The organism is Kaistia dalseonensis (assembly GCF_030814715.1).
GTDB lineage: Bacteria > Pseudomonadota > Alphaproteobacteria > Rhizobiales > Kaistiaceae > Kaistia > Kaistia dalseonensis.
This window is the reverse complement of the sequence record NZ_JAUSVO010000005.1, coordinates 279,427-299,408: the sequence shown is the minus strand read 5'-3', so window position 1 is coordinate 299,408 and position 19,982 is coordinate 279,427. Positions and strand designations below refer to the sequence as shown.

At 65.6% G+C, this 19,982-nt stretch carries 18 protein-coding genes; 9 read left to right on the top strand and 9 right to left on the bottom strand.

Annotated features, from left to right (window positions below; translation table 11 throughout):
- Nucleotides 1-226 precede the first annotated feature (226 nt).
- The 4 genes from QO014_RS18570 (at nucleotide 227) to QO014_RS18555 (ending at nucleotide 3,834) form a co-directional block, all read left to right on the top strand.
- The gene (locus QO014_RS18570; RefSeq protein WP_266350233.1) at nucleotides 227-1,099 is read left to right on the top strand and encodes a carbohydrate ABC transporter permease; all 873 of its coding nucleotides are present in this window, start codon (nucleotides 227-229) and stop codon (nucleotides 1,097-1,099) included.
- A 2-nt stretch (nucleotides 1,100-1,101) separates the two neighbouring features.
- Nucleotides 1,102-1,932 carry a carbohydrate ABC transporter permease gene (locus QO014_RS18565; protein WP_266350232.1) on the top strand — a complete coding sequence of 277 codons (831 nt, stop codon included), beginning with the start codon at nucleotides 1,102-1,104 and terminating at the stop codon, nucleotides 1,930-1,932.
- 23 nt (nucleotides 1,933-1,955) lie between these two features.
- On the top strand, nucleotides 1,956-2,960 hold the full coding sequence (locus QO014_RS18560; protein WP_266350231.1) for an ABC transporter ATP-binding protein: 1,005 nt from the start codon (nucleotides 1,956-1,958) through the stop codon (nucleotides 2,958-2,960).
- A gap of 100 nt (nucleotides 2,961-3,060) precedes the next feature.
- Nucleotides 3,061-3,834, top strand: a complete 774-nt coding sequence (locus tag QO014_RS18555; protein WP_266350230.1) for an SDR family NAD(P)-dependent oxidoreductase — start codon at nucleotides 3,061-3,063, stop codon at nucleotides 3,832-3,834.
- A 282-nt stretch (nucleotides 3,835-4,116) separates the two neighbouring features.
- On the opposite strand, the gene QO014_RS18550 is transcribed toward QO014_RS18555, so the two are convergent.
- The 8 genes from QO014_RS18550 to QO014_RS18515 all read right to left on the bottom strand — a co-directional run bounded on the left by QO014_RS18550 (nucleotide 4,117) and on the right by QO014_RS18515 (nucleotide 12,139).
- A complete protein-coding gene (locus QO014_RS18550) occupies nucleotides 4,117-4,332 on the bottom strand; it encodes a CsbD family protein (RefSeq protein WP_266350229.1) in 216 nt (71 codons plus the stop codon).
- 204 nt (nucleotides 4,333-4,536) lie between these two features.
- A complete protein-coding gene (locus QO014_RS18545; protein ID WP_266350228.1) occupies nucleotides 4,537-5,283 on the bottom strand; it encodes a FadR/GntR family transcriptional regulator in 747 nt (248 codons plus the stop codon).
- Nucleotides 5,280-6,419, bottom strand: a complete 1,140-nt coding sequence (locus QO014_RS18540) for a four-carbon acid sugar kinase family protein (protein WP_266350227.1) — start codon at nucleotides 6,417-6,419, stop codon at nucleotides 5,280-5,282. The genes QO014_RS18545 and QO014_RS18540 overlap by 4 nt, the downstream gene beginning before the upstream one ends.
- Nucleotides 6,416-7,411: an ABC transporter ATP-binding protein gene (locus tag QO014_RS18535; protein ID WP_266350226.1), complete on the bottom strand. Its 996-nt coding sequence runs from the start codon at nucleotides 7,409-7,411 to the stop codon at nucleotides 6,416-6,418. The genes QO014_RS18540 and QO014_RS18535 overlap by 4 nt, the downstream gene beginning before the upstream one ends.
- Nucleotides 7,408-8,418 carry an ABC transporter ATP-binding protein gene (locus QO014_RS18530; protein ID WP_266350225.1) on the bottom strand — a complete coding sequence of 337 codons (1,011 nt, stop codon included), beginning with the start codon at nucleotides 8,416-8,418 and terminating at the stop codon, nucleotides 7,408-7,410. The genes QO014_RS18535 and QO014_RS18530 overlap by 4 nt, the downstream gene beginning before the upstream one ends.
- On the bottom strand, nucleotides 8,418-9,383 hold the full coding sequence (locus tag QO014_RS18525; RefSeq protein ID WP_266350224.1) for an ABC transporter permease: 966 nt from the start codon (nucleotides 9,381-9,383) through the stop codon (nucleotides 8,418-8,420). The genes QO014_RS18530 and QO014_RS18525 overlap by 1 nt, the downstream gene beginning before the upstream one ends.
- Nucleotides 9,383-10,333: an ABC transporter permease gene (locus QO014_RS18520; protein ID WP_266350223.1), complete on the bottom strand. Its 951-nt coding sequence runs from the start codon at nucleotides 10,331-10,333 to the stop codon at nucleotides 9,383-9,385. The genes QO014_RS18525 and QO014_RS18520 overlap by 1 nt, the downstream gene beginning before the upstream one ends.
- A gap of 177 nt (nucleotides 10,334-10,510) precedes the next feature.
- Nucleotides 10,511-12,139 (bottom strand): ABC transporter substrate-binding protein, encoded by a 1,629-nt coding sequence (locus QO014_RS18515; protein WP_266350222.1) that lies wholly within the window; start codon nucleotides 12,137-12,139, stop codon nucleotides 10,511-10,513.
- Between the two features lie 361 nt (nucleotides 12,140-12,500).
- Between QO014_RS18515 and QO014_RS18510 the strand changes: the two genes are divergently transcribed.
- Genes QO014_RS18510 through QO014_RS18495 form a run of 4 tightly spaced genes read left to right on the top strand, consistent with a single transcriptional unit; the run spans nucleotide 12,501 to nucleotide 16,443 of the window.
- Entirely contained in the window at nucleotides 12,501-13,682 is a 1,182-nt protein-coding gene (locus QO014_RS18510; RefSeq protein ID WP_266350221.1) for a sialidase family protein, read from the top strand.
- Between the two features lie 39 nt (nucleotides 13,683-13,721).
- On the top strand, nucleotides 13,722-14,504 hold the full coding sequence (locus tag QO014_RS18505; protein WP_266350220.1) for an SDR family NAD(P)-dependent oxidoreductase: 783 nt from the start codon (nucleotides 13,722-13,724) through the stop codon (nucleotides 14,502-14,504).
- Nucleotides 14,505-14,515: 11 nt separating this feature from the next.
- A complete protein-coding gene (gene pdxA / locus QO014_RS18500) occupies nucleotides 14,516-15,514 on the top strand; it encodes a 4-hydroxythreonine-4-phosphate dehydrogenase PdxA (protein ID WP_266350219.1) in 999 nt (332 codons plus the stop codon).
- A 41-nt stretch (nucleotides 15,515-15,555) separates the two neighbouring features.
- Nucleotides 15,556-16,443 (top strand): dihydrodipicolinate synthase family protein, encoded by an 888-nt coding sequence (locus QO014_RS18495; RefSeq protein WP_266350218.1) that lies wholly within the window; start codon nucleotides 15,556-15,558, stop codon nucleotides 16,441-16,443.
- Between the two features lie 60 nt (nucleotides 16,444-16,503).
- On the opposite strand, the gene QO014_RS18490 is transcribed toward QO014_RS18495, so the two are convergent.
- Complete coding sequence (locus tag QO014_RS18490) at nucleotides 16,504-18,108, bottom strand: aldehyde dehydrogenase (NADP(+)) (RefSeq protein ID WP_266350217.1); 1,605 nt, start codon at nucleotides 18,106-18,108, stop codon at nucleotides 16,504-16,506.
- A 396-nt stretch (nucleotides 18,109-18,504) separates the two neighbouring features.
- Between QO014_RS18490 and QO014_RS18485 the strand changes: the two genes are divergently transcribed.
- Nucleotides 18,505-19,941 carry an arylsulfatase B gene (locus tag QO014_RS18485; protein ID WP_266350216.1) on the top strand — a complete coding sequence of 479 codons (1,437 nt, stop codon included), beginning with the start codon at nucleotides 18,505-18,507 and terminating at the stop codon, nucleotides 19,939-19,941.
- Nucleotides 19,942-19,982: the final 41 nt, after the last annotated feature.

Genomic DNA, 19,982 nt, shown 5'->3' with positions numbered 1-19,982 from the left:
GGCCTCGCTCCGTCATCGCCGCGAAAGCGGGGCTTCATCCAGGCCTGAGGCGTCTCAGGCTGAATGGATCGCGGGCTGAGCCCGGGATGACGAAGGTCGGTTGCGCGCGCCGCCGCTCTGGGCCGCCCGCGAGCGGGCTAGGGCAACGACCACCTCCCAAGACTGCCGCCCGGCTTCGGCCGGGCGGCCCTTTCCCAGGAACAATCCGGCTCGGGGAGCGAAGGCAGTGGCCACGCGGCAGACACATATTCTCGGGCGCATTCTCGTGGCGCCGTCGATCGTCCTGCTCTTCCTCTGGATGATCGTGCCGCTCGGCATGACCATCTGGTTCTCGCTGCTGCGCTACAGTCTGCTCGATCCGGGCTCGGAGAGCTTCGTCGGGCTGCTGAACTACCAGTATTTCCTGACCGACCCCGCATTCTTCACCGCGCTCGCCAATACGCTGGTGCTGGTCGGCGCGGTGCTCGCGATCACGGTCGTGGGCGGCGTCCTCATCGCGCTGCTGATGGACCAGCCAATCTTCGGGCGCGGCATTGTCCGCCTGATGGTGATCGCGCCCTTCTTCGTGATGCCGACCGTCTCGGCGCTGGTCTGGAAGAACCTGCTGATGCACCCGGTCTCCGGGCTGTTCGCCTGGGTCTCCAAGCTCTTCGGCCTGACGCCGGTGGACTGGTTCACCGATTATCCGCTGCTTGCGATCATCCTGATCGTCTCCTGGCAATGGCTGCCCTTCGCCACGCTGATCCTTCTGACGGCGCTGCAGTCCTTCGACGAGGAGCAGAAGGAGGCGGCGCAGATGGACGGCACCCCGCCGCTCGCCTTCTTCTTCCTGATGATCCTGCCGCATCTCGCGCGCGCCATCACGGTGGTGATCCTGATCGAGACGATCTTCCTGCTCTCCGTCTTCGCCGAGATCCTCGTGACCACCGGCGGCGGGCCGGGCTTAGCTACCACCAACATCGCCTTCCTCGTCTATGCGCAGGCTCTGCTGCAATACGACATTGGCGGCGCCTCGGCCGGCGGCATTGTCGCGGTCGTCCTCGCCAACATCGTCGCCATCTTCCTCGTGCGCCTCGTCGGCAAGAATCTGGACGCTTGATCATGGCACGCCGCATCACGACGACCCGCAGGATCACCGTCACCGCCGCCGGCTGGCTCGTCGGCTTCCTGATCTTCTTCCCCATCCTCTGGATGGTGCTGACGAGCTTCAAGACGGAGCTCGACGCCTTCTCGACGCCGCCGCAATTCCTGTTCTTCCACTGGACGACGGAGAATTACGCCATCGTCCAGACGCGCAGCGACTATGTCCACCATGCGATGAACTCGATCATCCTGGCGCTCGGCTCGACGCTGGTCTGTCTCGTGGTCGGCATCCCGGCCGCCTGGTCGATGGCCTTCGCACCAACCGAGCGGACCCGGCAGACCCTGCTCTGGATGCTCTCGACCAAGATGATGCCGGCCGTCGGCGTGTTGATCCCGATCTATCTGCTGTTTCGCGATACCGGCCTGCTCGACACCCATGTCGGGCTGATCTTCATCGAGTTCATGGCCAACCTGCCGATCGTGATCTGGATGCTCTACACCTACTTCAAGGAAATCCCGAAGGACATCCTCGAAGCCGCGCGCATGGATGGCGCGACGATCGGCAAGGAACTGGTCTTCGTGCTGGCGCCGATGGCGGTGCCCGGCATCGCCTCGACCGTGCTGCTCAACATCATCCTCGCCTGGAACGAGGCGTTCTGGACGCTGAACCTCACCACGGTGAGCGCCGCGCCGCTCACCGCCTTCATCGCCTCCTATTCGAGCCCCGAGGGCTTGTTCTGGGCCAAATTGTCGGCCGCCTCCACCCTCGCCATCGCGCCCATCCTGGTTCTCGGCTGGTTCAGCCAGAAGCAGCTCGTGCGCGGCCTCACCTTCGGCGCAGTCAAGTAATCGCCTTCACGGGAAAAACAGCCATGGGCAAGATCGAACTCGTCGGCGTCGAAAAGACCTTCGGCCATGTCGGCGTCATCAAGGGGGTGGACCTCCAGGTCGAGGACGGCGAGTTCGTCGTCTTCGTCGGCCCCTCCGGCTGCGGCAAGTCCACGCTGCTGCGCCTGATCGCGGGGCTGGAGGATACGACGGGCGGCCGGATCCTGATCGACGGCGTCGACGTCTCCGACACACCTCCGGCCAAGCGCGGCCTCTCCATGGTGTTCCAGTCCTATGCGCTCTATCCGCATATGAGCGTGCGCAGCAATATCGGCTTCGGCCTGCGCATGGCCGGCGTGCCGAAGGAGGAGCGCAACCGGAAGGTCGAGGCGGCGGCGGCCGTGCTCAACCTGACCGCCTATCTCGACCGGCGGCCCGGCCAGCTCTCCGGCGGCCAGCGCCAGCGCGTCGCGATCGGCCGCGCCATCGTGCGCGAGCCCAAGGCCTTCCTGTTCGACGAGCCGCTTTCCAACCTCGATGCGGCGCTGCGCGTCAATATGCGGCTCGAAATCGCGCGGCTGCAGAATTCGCTCGGCACCACGGCGATCTATGTGACGCATGACCAGATCGAGGCGATGACGCTGGCCGACAAGATCGTGGTGCTGAATGCCGGCAAGATCGAGCAGGTCGGCAGCCCGCTCGAACTCTATGATCATCCGGCGAACCTTTTCGTCGCCGGCTTCATCGGTTCGCCCAAGATGAACCTCGTTTCTGGCGCCGCGGCGCGAAAGCACGGCGCGGCGACGATCGGCGTCAGGCCCGAGCATGTCAGCACTTCGCCGACGATCGGCGAGTGGGAGGGGGTCGTCAGCGTCGCCGAGCATGTCGGCAGCGACACCTTCCTCTATGTCACCGTTCCCGATATTGGCGATATTACGGTGCGCGCCGTGGGCGAACTCGCGCTCAAGCCCGGCGCCAAAGTCTTTCTCACGCCGGACATCAGCCGGATTCATCGTTTCGATCGCGACGGCAACGCCGTCCGGAACTAATGCGGGCCCTCCCTATCCGCCCCAACCCTTTGCTTAGTCGCGTTTTCTTCACGTGAACCGTGAACACTTCGCTTGAAAACGCTTTAGAGGAGTATCGACCATGTATCTCGAAAAGTTCCGCCTCGATGGACAGGTGGCGCTCGTAACCGGCGGCGGCCAGGCCATCGGCCTCGCCAGCTCCGAGGCGCTCGCCGAGGCGGGCGCCAAGGTCATCATCGCCGATCGCGACCCCTCGATCGGCGAGACCGGCCGCGACTCGCTGCGCGCCAAGGGCTACAATGTCGACTTCGCGATCATGGACGTGACGGATTCCGCGCGCGTGAACCAGGTTGCCGACGAGGTCGTCCGCGACCATGGCAAGATCGACATCCTCGTCAACAATGCCGGCATCGCCCGCAGCATGACGCCGGCCGAGACCGTGACGGATGAGCATTGGCTGAACGTGCTCGACGTCAACCTGAACGGCACGTTCTGGTGCTGCCGCGCCTTCGGCAATTACATGCTGAAGGCCGGCAGCGGCAAGATCGTCAATATCGGCTCCATGTCGGGCTTCATCGTCAACAAGCCGCAGGAGCAGGCCTTCTACAACGCCTCGAAGGCGGCCGTGCATCACCTGACCAAGTCGCTTGCGGCCGAATGGGGCGCGCGCGGCGTGCGCGTCAATGCGGTGGCGCCGACCTATATCAACACGCCCTTGAATGCCTTCGTGAAGACCGACCCCAAGATGTACGACGCCTGGATCGGCGGCACGCCGATGGGCCGCATGGGCGAAATCGAGGAGATCGCCTCGGTCGTGCTCTTCCTCGCCGGCGAGGCGGCAAGCCTCATGACCGGCTCGGTCGTGGTCGTCGATGGCGGTTATACCTGCTGGTAGGGCCAAGCTGGCAGGGGGAGAGGGGCGCAGCCCTTCCGCATCCAGTCCCTGTCAAGATCGTGCCAGGCCACCGCGGGTCAGGCGAAGCCGCGACCCGGGACCTGTTCAGCCGAGGCGTCCAATGTTCGGGGCGCAGGCTGAACGGATGCCCGCTTCCGCGGGGATGACGGCGGCGCTGATTGCGGGGTCCGCGAGCCGACAATAAAAAAGGGGTCGAAAAATCGACCCCTTTCTCGTCTGGCACCGCGCTTCGGGGGAAACGCAGCGCCAGAATCACTTATATCACAGGTTGCGGTGCGCCGCATCGGAGACCTTGTCGGCTGCCTTCTTCACGGCGTCCTTGGTCTTGCCCACGGCCTGCTGGGCTTCGCCCTTGGCCTCCTGCATCAGCCCTTCGGCTTGAAGCTTCTCCGAGCCGACGGCCTTGCCGACGCCCTGCTTCACATTGCCGACGGCCTCGTTCGTAACGCCTTTGATCTTGTCGCTGGTGCTGCCCATAATGGCTCTCCTTTAGCGCATCATTGATCACGGCTAGTCAATGAAGCCTGGCAGGAATGGTTCCGGCGAAGGTGCGAAAGGCGCAGCGTCGGTCGACCGAGACCCGATCAATTCACCGTCTCATGCCAATGCCGATATGATCTATCTATTTGATCTATCGTGCTTTATTTACACGAGCCGGCGCCCACTTCGCTCGGAAGCTCCTTAGAGCGAGAGGTCGAGCACCTTGCCCTCGAACAGGCGGTCGCGCGAGCCTTCGAGATGACCGCGCATGGCGGCGCGGGCCGTCTCGGCGTCGCCGTCGCGGACCGCCTCGAAGATCGCGCGGTGCTCGTCGAGCACATGCTGCAATCCGCCGGGTTGCGGCCCCATCAGCGAGAGGCCGTGCAGCTTCATGCCGACGGCGATGTGGTTCTTCAGCGCCTGCATCGACGACGAATAATAGTGATTGTTCGAGGCTTCCGAGACCGCGACGTGGAAGGCGAAATCGGCATCCTCGCGATGGCGCTGCTGGCGCGTCGCATCGGAAAGCAGGTCGAGCGCGCCCTCGATCCGCGCGATCAGCGCATCATTGCGGCGTCGGGCGGCATAGAAGGCGGCGTCGGGCTCGATCGTCAGGCGGAATTCATAGCAGCGCTGGATATCGGCGATGGTCTCGACCGGCGAGAAGCCGAGCACGCGCTGGTCGGTCTTGGTGCGCACGAAGCTGCCGGCGCCCTGGCGCGAATAGATCAGCCCGTCCTTGCGCAACCGCTCCAGCGCGTCGCGCACGATCGGCCGCGAAACGTCGAACTCCGAGGCGAGCTCGTTCTCGCTCGGCAGCCGCTGATCGGAGGGATAGTCGCCTGAGGAGATCCGGCTGAACAGGAGATGGTAGACGCGATCGGCCAGCGACGAGGCCTTCTGCCGGCCGCCCGCACTGTTGTCGGAGAGGTTCTGAATCTCGGTCATCCGCCAGCCGTTCCGTTCGCGCGAAGCCTATCATCGCCCGCCATTGTTACAGCTGAATCGCGCTTGTCAGCTATGTTTGTCAACTTGACAAGTTCATCAGGGCCGCCGAAGCCACCGGATTTGGTCAGGATCGCCATCGCGCGGCCGTCGACCGTGGCGTGGCACCAGGGAATTCCCGCCGCCGCCTCGCCGCCGACTCCGAGCACGGTGATGCCCAGCCGGCGCAGCACGGCGAAGGCGGTCTCGCCGCCGCAAAGCACCAGCGTGCCGATCTCGCGGCCCATGACCAGCGCCGCCACGCCCGTCGCGAAGCGTTCCGCCACGCTCTCCGCGCTCGCCTCGCCGTCGCCCATCGTCGCGAGCGCAAGGCCGATCTCCATGTCGGCCGGCAGGCGCGCGGGTGCGACATCGCCATTCGGTGCCGCGCGTTCGGCGCCGGGCGAAAGCCGGCCGCGCAGCCGCTCGACCTGGCCGATCGTGATCGGATCGCGCGAGGCGATGGCGAAGAGCATCGGCCGCGCCAGCGGGGCAGAGCGGGGCAAAATCGGCTGATTGCCGGCGAGTCGTGCCGCCAGCGCGTCCGCAAGGCCGCGCGCGCCGATCGCCAGATGCGATTCCGCCTCGCCATGCAGCAGCGCGGCGATGGCGTCGAGATGGGCGGGCCGCGACGCATCCGGTGCCGACAGCCGCCCGGCGACCATGCCGAAGCGGCAGGCGACGACAATCGGCTCGTCGACGCCGAAGCCCTGCAGCCGCCCGTGCTCGACGATGCGGCCGAATTCGGGGATCGCCGGGCAGACGATGCCGCGCAGGCGGCGAAATCCATCCAGCGCCGCGGCGGTTTCCGTGGCGAGATTGCCCTTGAGGCGGGAATCGATCTTCTTGAAGGCGATGGCCGGATTAGCGGCGGCCAGCACATCCGCCGCGCGGCGCACGGCCAGCGCCGCGCCGTCGGCATCCATGGCGCGCGAGACGCTGTTGACCGCGACGACCGTTGCGCCGGTGGCGAGCGCGGCCGGCGCGTCCTCCGGCGCCATGGCGATGGCGGTCGAGAAGCCGCGTGCGGCGAAGGGGGCGGCGGCGTCGAGCGTGCCCGTCAGGTCATCGCCGATGATCGCGACCGCAAGCCTCGTCATCCCGGCACCGCATGGCAGGAGACCGAGCGCCCGCCGCCGACATCGCGCCATGCCGGGACCTGCGACCTGCAGATCTCCATCGCGACCGGGCAGCGCGTATGGAAATGACAGCCCGAGGGCGGGTTGAGCGGGCTCGGCACGTCGCCCTGCAGAACCTGCCGCTGGCGCGTGCGCTCGCCGACCGGATCAGGCTCCGGCACGGCTGAAAGCAGCGCCTTGGTATAGGGATGCAGCGGCGCGTTGAACACCGCGTCCTTCGGCCCGATCTCGGCGAAGCGGCCGAGATACATCACGGCGACGCGGTCGGAGATATGCCGGACCACGGCGAGGTCGTGGGCGATAAAGAGATAGGTGAGGCCGTATTTCTCCTGCAGATCCTGCAGCAGGTTGATGATCTGCGCCTGGATCGAGACATCGAGCGCAGAGATCGCCTCGTCGCAGACGAGAAATTCCGGCTCGCAGGCGAGCGCGCGCGCGATCACCACACGCTGGCGCTGGCCGCCGGAAAGCTCGTGCGGATAGCGGTTGGCGAAGCGCGCCGGCAGGCCGACATCGGCGAGCAGCTGGTCGACGCGGGCGGGGATATCCTTCTTGGCAGCGAGCTTGTGAAAGCGCACCGGCTCGGCGATGCAATCGCCGACCGTCATGCGGGGATTCAACGTCGAATAGGGGTCCTGGAACACGATCTGGAGCCGGCGGCGATAGGCGCGCAGTTCCTTCTCGGAGAGCGTGGCGAGGTCGGCGCCGTCATAGAGCACCTTGCCTTCGGTCGGCTTGTGCAATTGCAGGATTGTGAAGCCCGCCGTCGACTTGCCGCAGCCGGATTCACCGACGAGGCTCAGCGTTTCGCCCTTGAAGATGTCGAACGAGATGCGGTCGAGCGCGTGCACCACGCCGGCCTTGTCACCGAAGGCGCCGAGCTTGACGTAGAAATATTTGCGCAGGTTCTCGATTTTGAGCAGCGCTTCCGGAGTCTGCTGATGGATCGTCATGCCGCCGCCTCCACCGAAACCGTGCCTGCGACCCAGCAGGCCGCGCGGTGGCGCGTCGAGCCGGGGAGCGGCGCCAATTGCGGCTCCTCCGTCTCGCAGCGCGCGATTTTCATCGAACAGCGCGGTGCAAAGGCGCAGCCCTTTGGCCGTCGGCCCGGCTCCGGCGGCGTGCCGCCGATCGAGGCCAGGCGGCGACCCTCGGGGCCATGCAGGCGCGGCAGCGAGCCGAGCAGGCCGATCGTGTAGGGATGGCTCGGCCGCTTGTAGAGATCGTCGACATCGGCCTCCTCCACGATCCGCCCCGCATAGAGCACGATGATGCGGTCGACCAGGCCGGAGACCAGTGCCAGATCGTGGGTGATCCAGACCACCGCCATGCCGAGGCGGGCGCGCAGATCCTTCACCAGATCGAGGATCTGCGCCTGGATCGTGACATCGAGCGCGGTGGTGGGCTCGTCGGCGATCAGCAGCGACGGGTCGCAGGCGAGGCCCATGGCGATCATCACGCGCTGGCGCATGCCGCCCGAGAGCTGGTGCGGATAGTCGGAGAGCCGCTTCTCGCCGCCGGGAATGCCGACGAGGCGCATCAGTTCGCCGGCCCGCTTCCAGGCATCGGCCTTCGACATGGCGCGGTGATAGAGCAGCGGCTCGATCAGCTGGTCGCCGATCGTCATGACCGGGTTGAACGACGTCATCGGGTCCTGGAACACGAAGCCGACCTGGCCGCCCCGCACCTTGCGCAGTTCCCGGTTGGAGAGCTTGAGCAGGTCGCGGCCTTCCAGCGTCGCCGTGCCGTCCACGACACGCGCGCCGGGCGGCAGCAGGCCCATCATGCCGAGCATGGTGATCGACTTGCCGCAGCCGGATTCGCCGACCACGCCGAGCGCCTCGCCGGGCTTCACCATGAAATTCAGGTGTTCGACCACCTTGGCCGGCCCGCGCCGGGTCGAGACTTCGATGGCGAGGTCCTTGACCTCGAGAAGGGGTGCCTTGGCCATGCTGGACATTACTTCCGCCCCTTCGGATTGAGCGCGTCGTTGAGGCCGTCGCCCAAGAAGGAGAAGGCGATCGTGGCGATGCCGAGCACGGCGGCGGGTGCTGCGAGCAGATGCGGATAGGTGCGCCAGACGCGCAGGCCATCCGAGATCATGTTGCCCCAGGAGGGGGCCGGCGGATTGACGCCGACACCGAGGAACGAGAAGGCGCTCTCGAGCACCATGGCCGCGCCGAGACCCGCCGAGACGGCGACGATCAGCGGGCCGATCGCGTTCGGCACGATATAGCGCATCAGGATGACCCGCGTGGGCAGGCCGAGAGCGCGTGCCGCCGTCACATAATTGCGCGAGCGGACCGAGAGCACCTGCGCCCGAACGAGCCGGCAATAGGCCGGCCAGGAGACCAGCGCCATGGCGCCGAAGACGAGCACGAAATCGACGATGAGGGAGTTGCGCCAGATCGGATTGAGCGTCGCCTGATACATCCGGTCCATCCAGGCGGTGAGCGGTGGCTTCAGCGAGGCATTGATCACGACGGCGAGGAGCAGGTTGGGCACCGACATGGTCATGTCGGTCAACCACATGATGGCGCTGTCGAGCGGTCCGCCGGCATAGCCCGCGATCGCTCCGAGCGTCACGCCGATCGCAACCGCTATCGCGGTGACGATCAGCGACACGATCAGGGCGGTTCGCGCGCCATAAATGACGCGTGCGAGCACATCGCGGCCGAGTTCGTCGGTTCCGAGCCAGTGCGCCGCATTGGGCAGTTCGTTGCGCGCGTTGAGGTCCTGGCTCAGGAAATCGTAAGGCGTCATCCACGGTCCGAATATCGCGACCAGGATCAGCAGCACGATGACGGCGAGGCCCACCATGGCGAGACGGTTGGCCAGAAGCCTGTGCCAGGCGTCGGACCAGAGGCTGGCGTGTTTTTCGATATCGGCGGCGGAAGCCGGAGCCGCAAGCGTTTCGACGGCCATCAACGTCCTCCCTGACCCGCGCGCGGATCGAGAATGGGGTAAAGCAGATCAACGATCAGATTGGTCGCCATCGCCACCGTGACACCGATCAGCGTAACCGCGAGGATGATCGGATAGTCGTTGTGCAGGATCGCCTGCACGGTGAGACGGCCGAGACCCGGCAGGCCGAAGACATATTCGACGAAGATGGCGCCGTTCACGAGCGTGATCATGATCAGGCCGAGCTGTGTCACCACGGGGGTGAGCACTGGCCGCATGATGTGCTTGAAAGCGACCACCAACTCCGGCACGCCCTTGGCGCGCGCCGTGCGCACGAAATCCTCCGACATGATCTCGATCACGGCGGCGCGGGTCTGGCGGGTGATCAGCGCGATCGGCTGGAACGACAATACCAGCAGCGGCAAGACGATGCGCGGATCGAAGATGCCGCCCCAGCCATAAGGAATATCGGCGCCGGGCAGGATGGCGATCAGCAGCACCATCAGGAGCGGTCCCGCGACATAGGCGGGGATCGCCCACAGGAACAGCGAGACGCTGACGATCAGATAGTCGAGGCGGCTGTTCTGCTTGAGCGCCGCGAGGACGCCGAGCGGGATCGCGACGATCGCGGTCAGCAGGATGGCGAGCAATCCGATCTGGAACGAGATCGGCGCGGCCGCCGCAACGGTCTTCCACACCGGCCGGCCGCTCAGCAGCGAATTGCCGAAATTGCCGTGCAGGACCTTCCAGATGTAATTGGCGAACTGAACGAGGAAGGGCTGGTTCAGCCCCGCCTGCTCGCGGATCGCCTCGATGCGGACCGGATCGAAGGCGACGTCACCGGGCGCACGCAGGAAGATGAGCTTGATCGGATCGCCCGCGCCATAGAAGGCGAGGGCGTAGATCGCGAGCAGCAGCACCACGACGGACGGAATCCAGATCAGTATCCGGGTGGCGATGTAGCGAAGCATGGCCTGATTCCCAACCTGATGACCGCCGGCTGTCGCTCCCTTCGCCGCAAAGCGCGGACGGTCGGGGAATGAGCCGGGCCGGTCATGGAACCTCGAAATCACCCGAAAGGCCTGCCGCGACAGCCGCTCTGCCCGCGTCTCGCGGGGAAGGGCGGCGGCCGCCGGCCAGTCGGGGCCTTACTCGATCTCGATCGCCCAGGGCGCGACGACCTGCCAATCGAGGTTCTTGTCCATGGCCTTGACGTTCGGCAGGGCCCAGCGTGACATCGTCTCGCCGTACCAGGGGATGAACGCGTAATCGTCGCGGAAGAGCCGCTGCGCTTCCTGCGCAAGCGCAACGCGCTGCGGATCGTCCGCCGGCTTGGTGATCGCCTCTTCGAGCAGGCGATCGACCTCGGGATTCTTGTAGCCGTTCATCTTGCCCTTGGCGATGCCGGAGCTCGAATGGATCGACGACATGAGGTAGGTCGCGGCGTCGGGAACGCGCGTGCCGGCATCATCGCGGAAGATATGGACGTCGGCGGGATTGAAGTTGTCGATGGTCGGCTTCAGTTCCACGGCGGTGATGCCGAGATTCTGGCGCCACTGTTCGATCATGAACTGCGCCGCCGCCGTGATGGCCGGCGTCGTCGTGCCGGCAAGGATCAGCTTCGGCAGCCGCTCGGGCCCGCCATAGCTCGATTCCGCCAGCGCCTTCTTGGCGGCGGCCGGATCGTAAGGGAAGGGCACGTATTTCGGGTCGTCGATCCCCGGAACGGCTGTCAGGACCATGTCGGTCTTCTTGTGCGGCCCGTCGGGGAAGGAGGCCTTGATCAGGCCCTCGCGGTCGACCGCCATGATCAGCGCCTGGCGAACCTTGGGGTCGTTCAGCGGCGCGGCGTTGACGTTGAACCAGAAATGCTGCCCGGTCGGGATCTGGGGGCCTGCGGAGAATTCCTTGCCGAGATCCTTGATGATCGTCGAGGTGACGAGTTCCGTGTGGGCCTGCATCTCGCCCTTCTGCAGCAGGGCCGTGGCGGCAACCGGGTCTTCGACCACCTGGATCTCGACGCCCGAGAGCTTGGGCTTCTCGCCGAAGAAGTTCTCGTTCGGGGCGAAGCCGATCTTGCCGGCATCGAGATCGAGCGAGGTGATCTTGAACGGGCCGGACGTCACGCCGCCGCCTTCGGGGCTCCACCATTCCAGCACTTCGTTGCCATCCGCGTCGCGGGCCTCGGAGGCCTTCACGATCGGGATCAGGTGATTGGCGATGCGCATGAAGAAGATCGGATCGGCCGCCTTCAGCGTGACGACCAGCGTCTTGTCGTCCTTGGCGACGAGGCCGGGCATTTCCTTGGCCGTGCCGGCCACGATCTCGTCATAGCCGACGATATTGGCGGCGACCTGGTTCACGCGCTGATGCTTGCTCGACGGCATCGCGGCGAGTTCCCAGGATCCCTTGATGTCGGCGGCCGTGATCGGGCTGCCATCGGAGAAGACGGCCTTGGGATCGAGATGGAACGTCCAGGTCGTGAGGTCGGCACTCGGCTCCCACGAGGTGACGACATAGGGCTGGATTGCTCCGCTCGAATCGAAGCGCATGGGCGAGGCCCACCAGAGCGACTGCCAGCGGAACGGCCGTCCGCCGCCGCGCATGGGCGACCAGTCCATATCGAATCCGCCATGGGCGATCTTCAGGACCTGCTCGGCCGCCTGGGCCTCGCGATCCAGAAATCCAAACAGCGATACGCCGAGCGCGACGCCCGCTCCGGCCTTGAACACGCCACGACGCGTCAGGCCCTTCGGCCCCTTATCGACTTCTGACATTTTTGTCCTCCCGAGACGTCGATCGCATGTCGGCGACCGGACGCTGTCAACTTAGTCTGAATTGGAAACATGTCAATTGTACCGATGTTTTTTTGAACCATTTGGCGACACGGCTTCCCGGTAAATTACGGCAAAATGAGTTATATCAATAGGTTGTGTTGTGTAGTGGTCGACTGCTGGTTGAATTTGATAACTTGACAGGCCGGTCATCATCGGACAGTTTGGCGTCGAGGAGATGCGCTGACGAAGGTCTTCGCCGAAAAAGATCGCGTCGGACGCACAGCGCCCCGCAGGCGCGCCCGGCTCGTGCCACGGCGTCTGCCTGCCCCAGCCAGTCCCAAGGAAAACTCTAGGAAACGCCATGGCCGCCACCACGACAGAAGCTGCTCTCGAACTCGTCCTTGATGGTGAAATCCGTCCTGTCGCCGGGGATGAGGCCCGCGCCGAGGCGCTGCTGCCTTCTGCTGTTCCCCAGAGCCACGCGGCAAACCTTCTGCCGCTGTCGAATGGCGATCTCGCCTGTGTCTGGTTCGCCGGGACGCAGGAGGGACTGCCCGATATCTCGATCTACTGGTCGAAGCTCAAGGCGGGCGAAGCGGTGTGGAGCGAGGCGGTCAAGCTTTCGGACGACCCCGGCCATTCCGAGCAGAATCCGGTTCTGTTCCCGGCGCCCGACGGCAGGCTCTGGCTTCTCTACACGTCTCAGGATTTCGGCAATCAGGACACTTCGGTCATCAAGTACCGGATCTCCGAGGATGGGGGCGAGAGCTGGGGGCCGATCGGCCAACTCTTCGAGGATCAGGGCGTCTTCATCCGGCAGCGTATCGTCGTTCTCGACAATGGCGACTGGCTGCTGCCGATCTTCCTGTGCCGTCCGAATGCGAACGGGAAATGGGATGGCAGCAACGATACCAGCGCCGTTCGCATCTCCTCCGATCGCGGCAGGAACTGGACGCAATACAATGTGCCGGACAGTCTCGGTGCCGTGCACATGAACGTTCTCAAGACCGCGGACGGGCTTGTCGCCTTTTATCGCAGCCGTTGGGCCGATTTCATCCTGCGCAGCACGTCGAGGGATGGCCGGGTCTGGAGCGCGCCGGTCGCGACGCCGCTTCCCAACAATAATTCCTCGATCCAGGTCAGCCGGCTCGCGAGCGGCCGCCTCGCAGTTGTCTACAACCACAAGAGCGCGGCCGATTCCGTCGAGCGCAGGCGCTCGCTCTATGACGAAATCGATGGCGGCGGCGAGACGGTGACGGCGCTGCGGCCGGATCGGGCTGCCGTCTGGGGCGTGCCGCGGGCACCGCTCTCGATCGCGCTCTCCGAGGATGACGGCGTGACCTGGCGCTTCCGCCGCGACATCGAGACCGGCGATGGCTACTGCCTCAGCAACGAGTCCCGGGAGGCGAGCCGCAACCGGGAGCTCTCCTATCCCACGGTAACGCAGTCCGCCGACGGCACGGTGCATGTCGCCTACACCTATTTTCGGCGGGCGATCAAATATGTTCGCCTGAGCGAAGACTGGGCGATGCAGTCCGCCTGAATCCGACGAGGGCATTCGATCAAGCGTCCCCCGCGGGGGATGAGGACATGGAGACTGCGTGTGAGCGGGCTTGAGGGCAAGAAGGCGCTGATCGTCGGCGCAAGTTCTGGTATAGGCGCGGCCGTTGCGGCGCGCTTCGCGGCGCGGGGCGCCCGGGTCGTCGTGCATTATAACGGCAATGAAGCGGGCGCCGAGGCCGTCGTGGCCGCGATCACCACCGCGGGCGGCACGGCCCATCTGCTGAAGGGCGACGTTTCGGATCGCGCGATCGCCGCCTCGGTGGTCGACGAGGGCGCCGAACTGCTCGGCGGGTTGGACATTCTGGTCAACAATGCCGGCACCATGTTCGGCCGCACCGCGATCGCGGACGCGGCCGACGCGCAATATGACGACGTGATCGACCTCAATATCGGCTCGGTCTTCTTCGCTTCGCGCCGCGCCGCCAATATCTTCCGCGCGCAGAAATCCGGCGCGATCATCAACACCACCTCGATCGCGGCCCGCACCGGCGGCGGCGATGGCGCCGGCCTCTATGGCTCGGCCAAGGGCTTCGTCTCGACCATCACCCGCGTGCTCGCCAAGGAGCTTGCGCCGATCGGCGTGCGCGTCAATGCGGTGGCGCCGGGCGTGATCCTGACCGCATTCCACGAGAAGAACTCGACCCCGGAACAGCTCGAGGCGTCGCGTCGCGGCATTCCGATGGGCCGGCTCGGCACGGCGGAGGATTGCGCTGGAGCCTATGAATTCCTCGCGGACGACACGATGAGCGGCTACATCACCGGCCAGGTCATCGAGGTGAACGGCGGACAGTTGATGCCATGACGAATGCGACCATGACGAACGACAACGCAGTCCTGCCGATCGCGATCACGCTCGGCGATCCGGCCGGCGTCGGCCCGGAAGTGATCCTGAAGGCGCTCGGCGCCATGAATGCGGAGGAGCGCGCCAGCGTCGTCGTCGTCGGCACGCGGAGCGTTCTCGAACGCGCCGGTCCGATCGTCGGCGCCGATTTCGGCCTGCACGCGTTCGGCTCGGCCGGCGACGCAGGCAGCGTGGCGGTGGAGGAGATCGACCTGCCCGGCCTGCCTCTGCCTTTCGGCAAGCTCGATCCGGTCGGCGGCGATGCCTCCTTCCGCTATATCGAGCGCGCGGTGCGGCTGGCCGAGGCCGGCAAGGTGGCCGGCATCGTCACCGCGCCGATCAACAAGGAGGCGCTGAACAAGGCCGGCCATCATTATGACGGTCATACCGGCATGCTGGCCGCGCTGACCGGATCGCGCGCCTCCTTCATGCTGCTCGCCTCCGAGCGGCTTTCGGCGATCCACGTCTCGACGCATGTGTCGCTCAGGGACGCGATCGGCCGCGCCACGACGGAGCGCGTACTGGCGACCATCCGCGCCGGTCACACGCATCTGAAGCGCCTCGGCCTCGAAAGCCCGCGCATCGCGGTTGCCGGCATCAATCCGCATTGCGGCGAGAACGGCCTGTTCGGCACGGAGGATGTCGACGCGATCCTGCCGGCCGTCGAACTCGCCCGCGCCGAGGGCATCGACGTCCAGGGCCCGATCTCGGCCGATACGGTCTATTACCGCGCCTATAATGGCGCGTTCGACCTCGTGGTGGCCGAATATCACGATCAGGGCCATATCCCGATGAAGCTGATCGCCTTCGACACCACGGTGAACGTCTCGCTCGGCCTGCCGATCGACCGCACCTCGGTCGATCATGGCACGGCCTTCGACATTGCCGGCACCGGCAAGGCCAATCACGTCAACATGCTGGCCGCGATCGCCTATGCGCGGAAGCTGGCGGCATCGAAGAAGACGAGCTGATTCACCGAAAGAGGGCAGGGGAACCGCCCGAGGAGACGTCCATGTCCGCTTATCCGCGCGGTGTCTTTTCCGCCAGCCTGACACCGCTCAACGCCGACCTGTCGCCCGACCATGCGACGCTGCTCGGCCACTGCAAGCATCTCATCGCCGAGGGCTGTGACGGCATCGCGCTGCTCGGCACGACGGGCGAGGCGAATTCCTTCTCGCTCGACGAGCGCAAGGCGATCCTCGCGGCGATGGTCGAAGGCGGCATCGCGCCCGGCCGGTTGCTGCCGGGAACGGGCGTCTGCGCCCTGCCCGAGACCATCGCGCTGACGAAACATGCACTGTCGCTCGGCGTCGAGACCGTCGTGATGCTGCCGCCCTTCTATTACAAGGGCGTCTCCGATGACGGCCTCGTCGCCGCCTACAGCCATGTCATCGAAACGATCGGCGACGCGCGGCTCAAGGTGGTGCTCTATCATATCCCGCCGATGGCGCAGATCCCGATCACCTTCGGCGTGGTCGAGCGCCTGCTCGCGGCCTATCCGGATACGATCGTCGGCATCAAGGATTCCGGCGGCGAGCTCGATCACATGGTGAAGCTCGCACAGACCTTCCCGACCCTGTCGATCCTGGCCGGTGCCGATCCGCTGCTCCTGCCGCTGCTCGGCCAGGGCGGCGCCGGCTGCATCACGGCAACGTCCAACCTCGTCGCCGCCGAGCTGAAGACGATCTTCCTGAACCATGCCGACCCCGAAAAGGCCGATCTGGTCGCCGCCGCGCAGGCCAAAATCGTCGGCACGCGCAACAAGGGCAATTCCTATCCGCAGATCGCGACGCTGAAGGCGATGCTGGCGCAGAAGAGCGGCCATGATGGCTGGCGCCGCGTTCGCCCGCCCCATGTCGCCCTCGACGACGCGCAGTTCGCGGCGCTCGCGGCCATCTAGCCCGAAAGCGCCGCCGCAGCCGGCTTGAACCTTCCTCGAGATCGAAGGTTCAGGCGCCGGTCATTGCGTCGGTTCGGGCTCGCCCCAGCCTTCCAGATGCTGCCCGTCGACGAGGCGCGGCAGGCGGATCTGGTGCTTGGCCTGCAGCACGGTCGGCAGCAGCGCGTCCGGCAGGTTCTGGTAGGAAACCGGGCGCAGGAACCGGCGGATCGAAAGCGTGCCGACCGAGGTCGAGCGGCTGTCCGAGGTCGCCGGGAACGGGCCGCCATGCACCATGGCGTGGCTGACCTCGACGCCGGTCGGCCAGCCATTGGCGAGGATGCGGCCGACCTTGCGCTCCAGCGTCGGCATCAGCCGGCGCGCCGTGTCGATATCGGCCTCGTCGAGCTGCAGCGTCGCGGTGAGCTGGCCTTCCATGCGCTCGGCCGCCTCGATCATCTCCTCGATGCTTCGGCAGCGCACGACCAGCGACGATGCGCCGAAGACCTCATGACCGAGCTTCTCATCCGTCTCGAAGCTCTTCGCCTCGGTCAGGAAGAGCGCCGGCGGCGTGCTGTTCTCCGCGTCGCCCGTCAGTCCGCGTCCGATCGTCTGTACGTCCGGATGGCCGGCGAGGGCGTCGACGCCCTTGTCGAAGGCCTCGTGTATGCCCGCCGTCAGCATGGATTGCGCATGCTTGGTCGCGATGGCCGCCTGCGTATGGGCGAGGAAGGCTTCGAGATCCGGCCCATCCAGCGCGAAGACGAGGCCGGGATTGGTGCAGTACTGCCCGGAATCGAGCGCGAGCGAATCGACATAGCTCTTCGCGATCGCTTCGGTGCGCTCGGCGAGTGCGGCGGGCAGGATGAAGACCGGGTTGATCGAACTCATCTCGGCATAGACCGGGATCGGCTCCGCCCGGGCCGCGGCAATGGCGACCAGCGCGGTGCCGGCGCCGCGCGAGCCGGTGAAGCCGACCGCCTTGATCCGGGGATGGCGCACCAGCGCCGCGCCCGTCTCGGCCGCTCCGAGCAGCAGCGAGAACACGCCCTCCGGCAGGCCGCAGCTCGCGACCGCCGCCTGGATCGCACGGCCGATCAGTTCGCCCGTGCCGGGATGGGCGGGGTGGCCCTTGACGATCACGGGACAACCGGCGGCGAGCGCCGCTGCCGTATCGCCGCCGGCAACCGAGAAGGCGAGGGGGAAATTGCTGGCGCCGAAGACCGCGACCGGCCCGATGGCGATTTCGCGCAGACGGAGATCGGGCCGCGGAAAGGGCTTGCGATCCGGCAGGGCGGGATCGATGCGCAGATCGAGCCACTCGCCCTGGCGCACGACGCGCGCGAACAGGCGAAGCTGGTTGACGGTCCGCGCGCGCTCGATGCCGAACCGCGCGGCTGACAAGCCCGTCTCGGCCGTGCCGCGCTCGATCAGCGCATCGCCGAGATCCATGATGTTGTCGGCGATCGTCTCCAGGAAATGCGCGCGCGTTTCGAGGTCGGTCTCGCGATAGCGATCAAAGGCGGACCAGGCGAGTTCAGCCGCGCGGTCGACTTCCGCGTCGCCGGCAAAGGCGAAGACCGGGTCGAGCCGGACGCTGGTCGCGGGGTTGGTGGCGCGGAAACTTCGCTGCCCGCTTGTGACGAAGCTCGAACCGATGATGAGGTCGCCGGTGATCGTCGTCATGACTGAACTCCTGAAATAGCGCCGAGCGGCGCTGCGGCCAGTCTACAGGCCGTCAGCGGGCTCGCAATGAGATCGAAAATGGAGCGCTTATATGATGATCGTCATGATACCATTCAAGCACCCCGATCGGGTCGCAGGCCGCTGCGTTCCTCGGGGAAGTTGAGGCAGGGCCACGGCGCGCGGGCACCTAACCGATTTGGGGCGAATTCGTTCCGCCGGCAAGCGGGCTCCAATGGCTTGCGGCGGTTGATCGGGCGATCTGGCAAAAGCGCAATGATCGGTAAACGCGCCGTGAGCGGCGAAATGTCGCGCTGTGGCCGTGCATCAGAATAATGCCCAAAATCGGGAGGCGTGTGCGCAAGCTGGTGCATTGCCAGCTCGGCGGGAGAGTGTGAGATGAAGTTGCCTCGGATGAGTGTGGCAGCCTGTGCGCTGGTGGCGGTTACGGCGGTGGCATGGCCCAGGGATTCGGCCATCGCCCAACAACCGCCGAACATCGTCTACATCGTATCCGACGATCAGGGCTGGAAGGATGTCGGCTATCACGGCTCTCCGATCCACACGCCCAATATCGACGAACTCGCCGCGACGGGCGCGCGCATGGAGCAGTTCTATGCCCAGCCCATGTGCACGCCGACGCGCGCGGCGCTGATGACCGGGCGCTATCCGTTCCGCTATGGCCTGCAGACCGCCGTCATCGCCTCGAACCATACCTATGGCCTTTCGACCGAGGAATGGCTGCTGCCGCAGGCCTTGAAAGAGGCCGGCTACGAGACGGCGATCGTGGGCAAATGGCATCTGGGCCATGCCGACCCGAAATACTGGCCGCGCCAGCGCGGCTTCGACCATCAATATGGCCCGCTGATCGGTGAAATCGACTATTTCACCCACAAGCAGCACGGCGTCATCGACTGGTATCGCGACAACAAGCAGGTCGACGAGCCGGGTTATTCGACCACGCTGCTCGGCAATGACGCGGTGCAGCTGATCGAAGGGCACGACACCGCGAAGCCGCTTTATCTCTATCTGACCTTCAATGCGGCACACACGCCCTATCAGGCACCGCAGGACTATCTGGACCAGTACAAGACGATCGAGGATCCGAGCCGCCAGGCCTATGCCGCGCAGATCACGGCCATGGACGACCAGATCGGCCGCGTCGTCGCCGCGCTCGACGAGAAGGGCATGCGCGACAACACGCTGATCGTCTTCCAGAGCGACAATGGCGGCACCAATAATCCGATGTTCGCCGGCGAAGGCGACATGTCGAAGATCAAGATTCCCGTCGACAACGGCCCTTATCGGGACGGCAAGGCTTCGCTCTATGAAGGCGGCACGCGGGTGATCTCGCTCGCCAACTGGCCGGGCAAGATCAAGCCGGGCACGGTCGTCGACGGCATGATCCATGTCGTCGACATGTATCCGACGCTGGTCGATCTCGCCGGAGGCAAGTTCGACAAGAACAAGCCGCTCGATGGCGTGGATGTCTGGCCGGCGATCGCCGAGGGGGCGCCTTCGCCGCGCACGGAGATCATCTATAATATCGAGCCGTTCCGCGCCGGCGTCCGCGAGGGTGACTGGAAGCTGATCTGGCGCACGCCGCTGCCCCAGTCGGTCGAGCTCTACAATATCGCCGACGACCCCTACGAGAAGAACGATGTGGCGGCGGCTCATCCCGACACGGTCGCGACCCTTGAGAAGCGCGCCAACGAACTTGCAGCAACGGCGGCCAAGCCCCTGTTTCTGGCAACCGAGTTCCAGGCGATGCGCGACCGCCTCGCCCTGCCGCCGGCACTGCCGAAAGAAGAATGGCAGCTGGACGGCGCCGACTGAGCGATACAGCGCGCATTCGCGGTCTTGAGGCCGCGAATGCG

What these genes read in the sequence shown, in the direction of transcription:
- QO014_RS18495 (WP_266350218.1), top strand. Translation starts at nt 15,556, where the DNA reads ATGTCCGCTTATCCGCGCGGTGTCTTTTCCGCCAGCCTGACACCGCTC.
- pdxA (WP_266350219.1), top strand. Translation starts at nt 14,516, where the DNA reads ATGACGAACGACAACGCAGTCCTGCCGATCGCGATCACGCTCGGCGAT.
- QO014_RS18545 (WP_266350228.1), bottom strand. Translation starts at nt 5,283, where the DNA reads ATGACCGAGATTCAGAACCTCTCCGACAACAGTGCGGGCGGCCGGCAG.
- QO014_RS18555 (WP_266350230.1), top strand. Translation starts at nt 3,061, where the DNA reads ATGTATCTCGAAAAGTTCCGCCTCGATGGACAGGTGGCGCTCGTAACC.
- QO014_RS18535 (WP_266350226.1), bottom strand. Translation starts at nt 7,411, where the DNA reads ATGACGATCCATCAGCAGACTCCGGAAGCGCTGCTCAAAATCGAGAAC.
- QO014_RS18485 (WP_266350216.1), top strand. Translation starts at nt 18,505, where the DNA reads ATGAAGTTGCCTCGGATGAGTGTGGCAGCCTGTGCGCTGGTGGCGGTT.
- QO014_RS18510 (WP_266350221.1), top strand. Translation starts at nt 12,501, where the DNA reads ATGGCCGCCACCACGACAGAAGCTGCTCTCGAACTCGTCCTTGATGGT.
- QO014_RS18550 (WP_266350229.1), bottom strand. Translation starts at nt 4,332, where the DNA reads ATGGGCAGCACCAGCGACAAGATCAAAGGCGTTACGAACGAGGCCGTC.
- QO014_RS18515 (WP_266350222.1), bottom strand. Translation starts at nt 12,139, where the DNA reads ATGTCAGAAGTCGATAAGGGGCCGAAGGGCCTGACGCGTCGTGGCGTG.
- QO014_RS18530 (WP_266350225.1), bottom strand. Translation starts at nt 8,418, where the DNA reads ATGTCCAGCATGGCCAAGGCACCCCTTCTCGAGGTCAAGGACCTCGCC.
- QO014_RS18560 (WP_266350231.1), top strand. Translation starts at nt 1,956, where the DNA reads ATGGGCAAGATCGAACTCGTCGGCGTCGAAAAGACCTTCGGCCATGTC.
- QO014_RS18490 (WP_266350217.1), bottom strand. Translation starts at nt 18,108, where the DNA reads ATGACGACGATCACCGGCGACCTCATCATCGGTTCGAGCTTCGTCACA.
- QO014_RS18520 (WP_266350223.1), bottom strand. Translation starts at nt 10,333, where the DNA reads ATGCTTCGCTACATCGCCACCCGGATACTGATCTGGATTCCGTCCGTC.
- QO014_RS18540 (WP_266350227.1), bottom strand. Translation starts at nt 6,419, where the DNA reads ATGACGAGGCTTGCGGTCGCGATCATCGGCGATGACCTGACGGGCACG.
- QO014_RS18505 (WP_266350220.1), top strand. Translation starts at nt 13,722, where the DNA reads ATGAGGACATGGAGACTGCGTGTGAGCGGGCTTGAGGGCAAGAAGGCG.
- QO014_RS18565 (WP_266350232.1), top strand. Translation starts at nt 1,102, where the DNA reads ATGGCACGCCGCATCACGACGACCCGCAGGATCACCGTCACCGCCGCC.
- QO014_RS18525 (WP_266350224.1), bottom strand. Translation starts at nt 9,383, where the DNA reads ATGGCCGTCGAAACGCTTGCGGCTCCGGCTTCCGCCGCCGATATCGAA.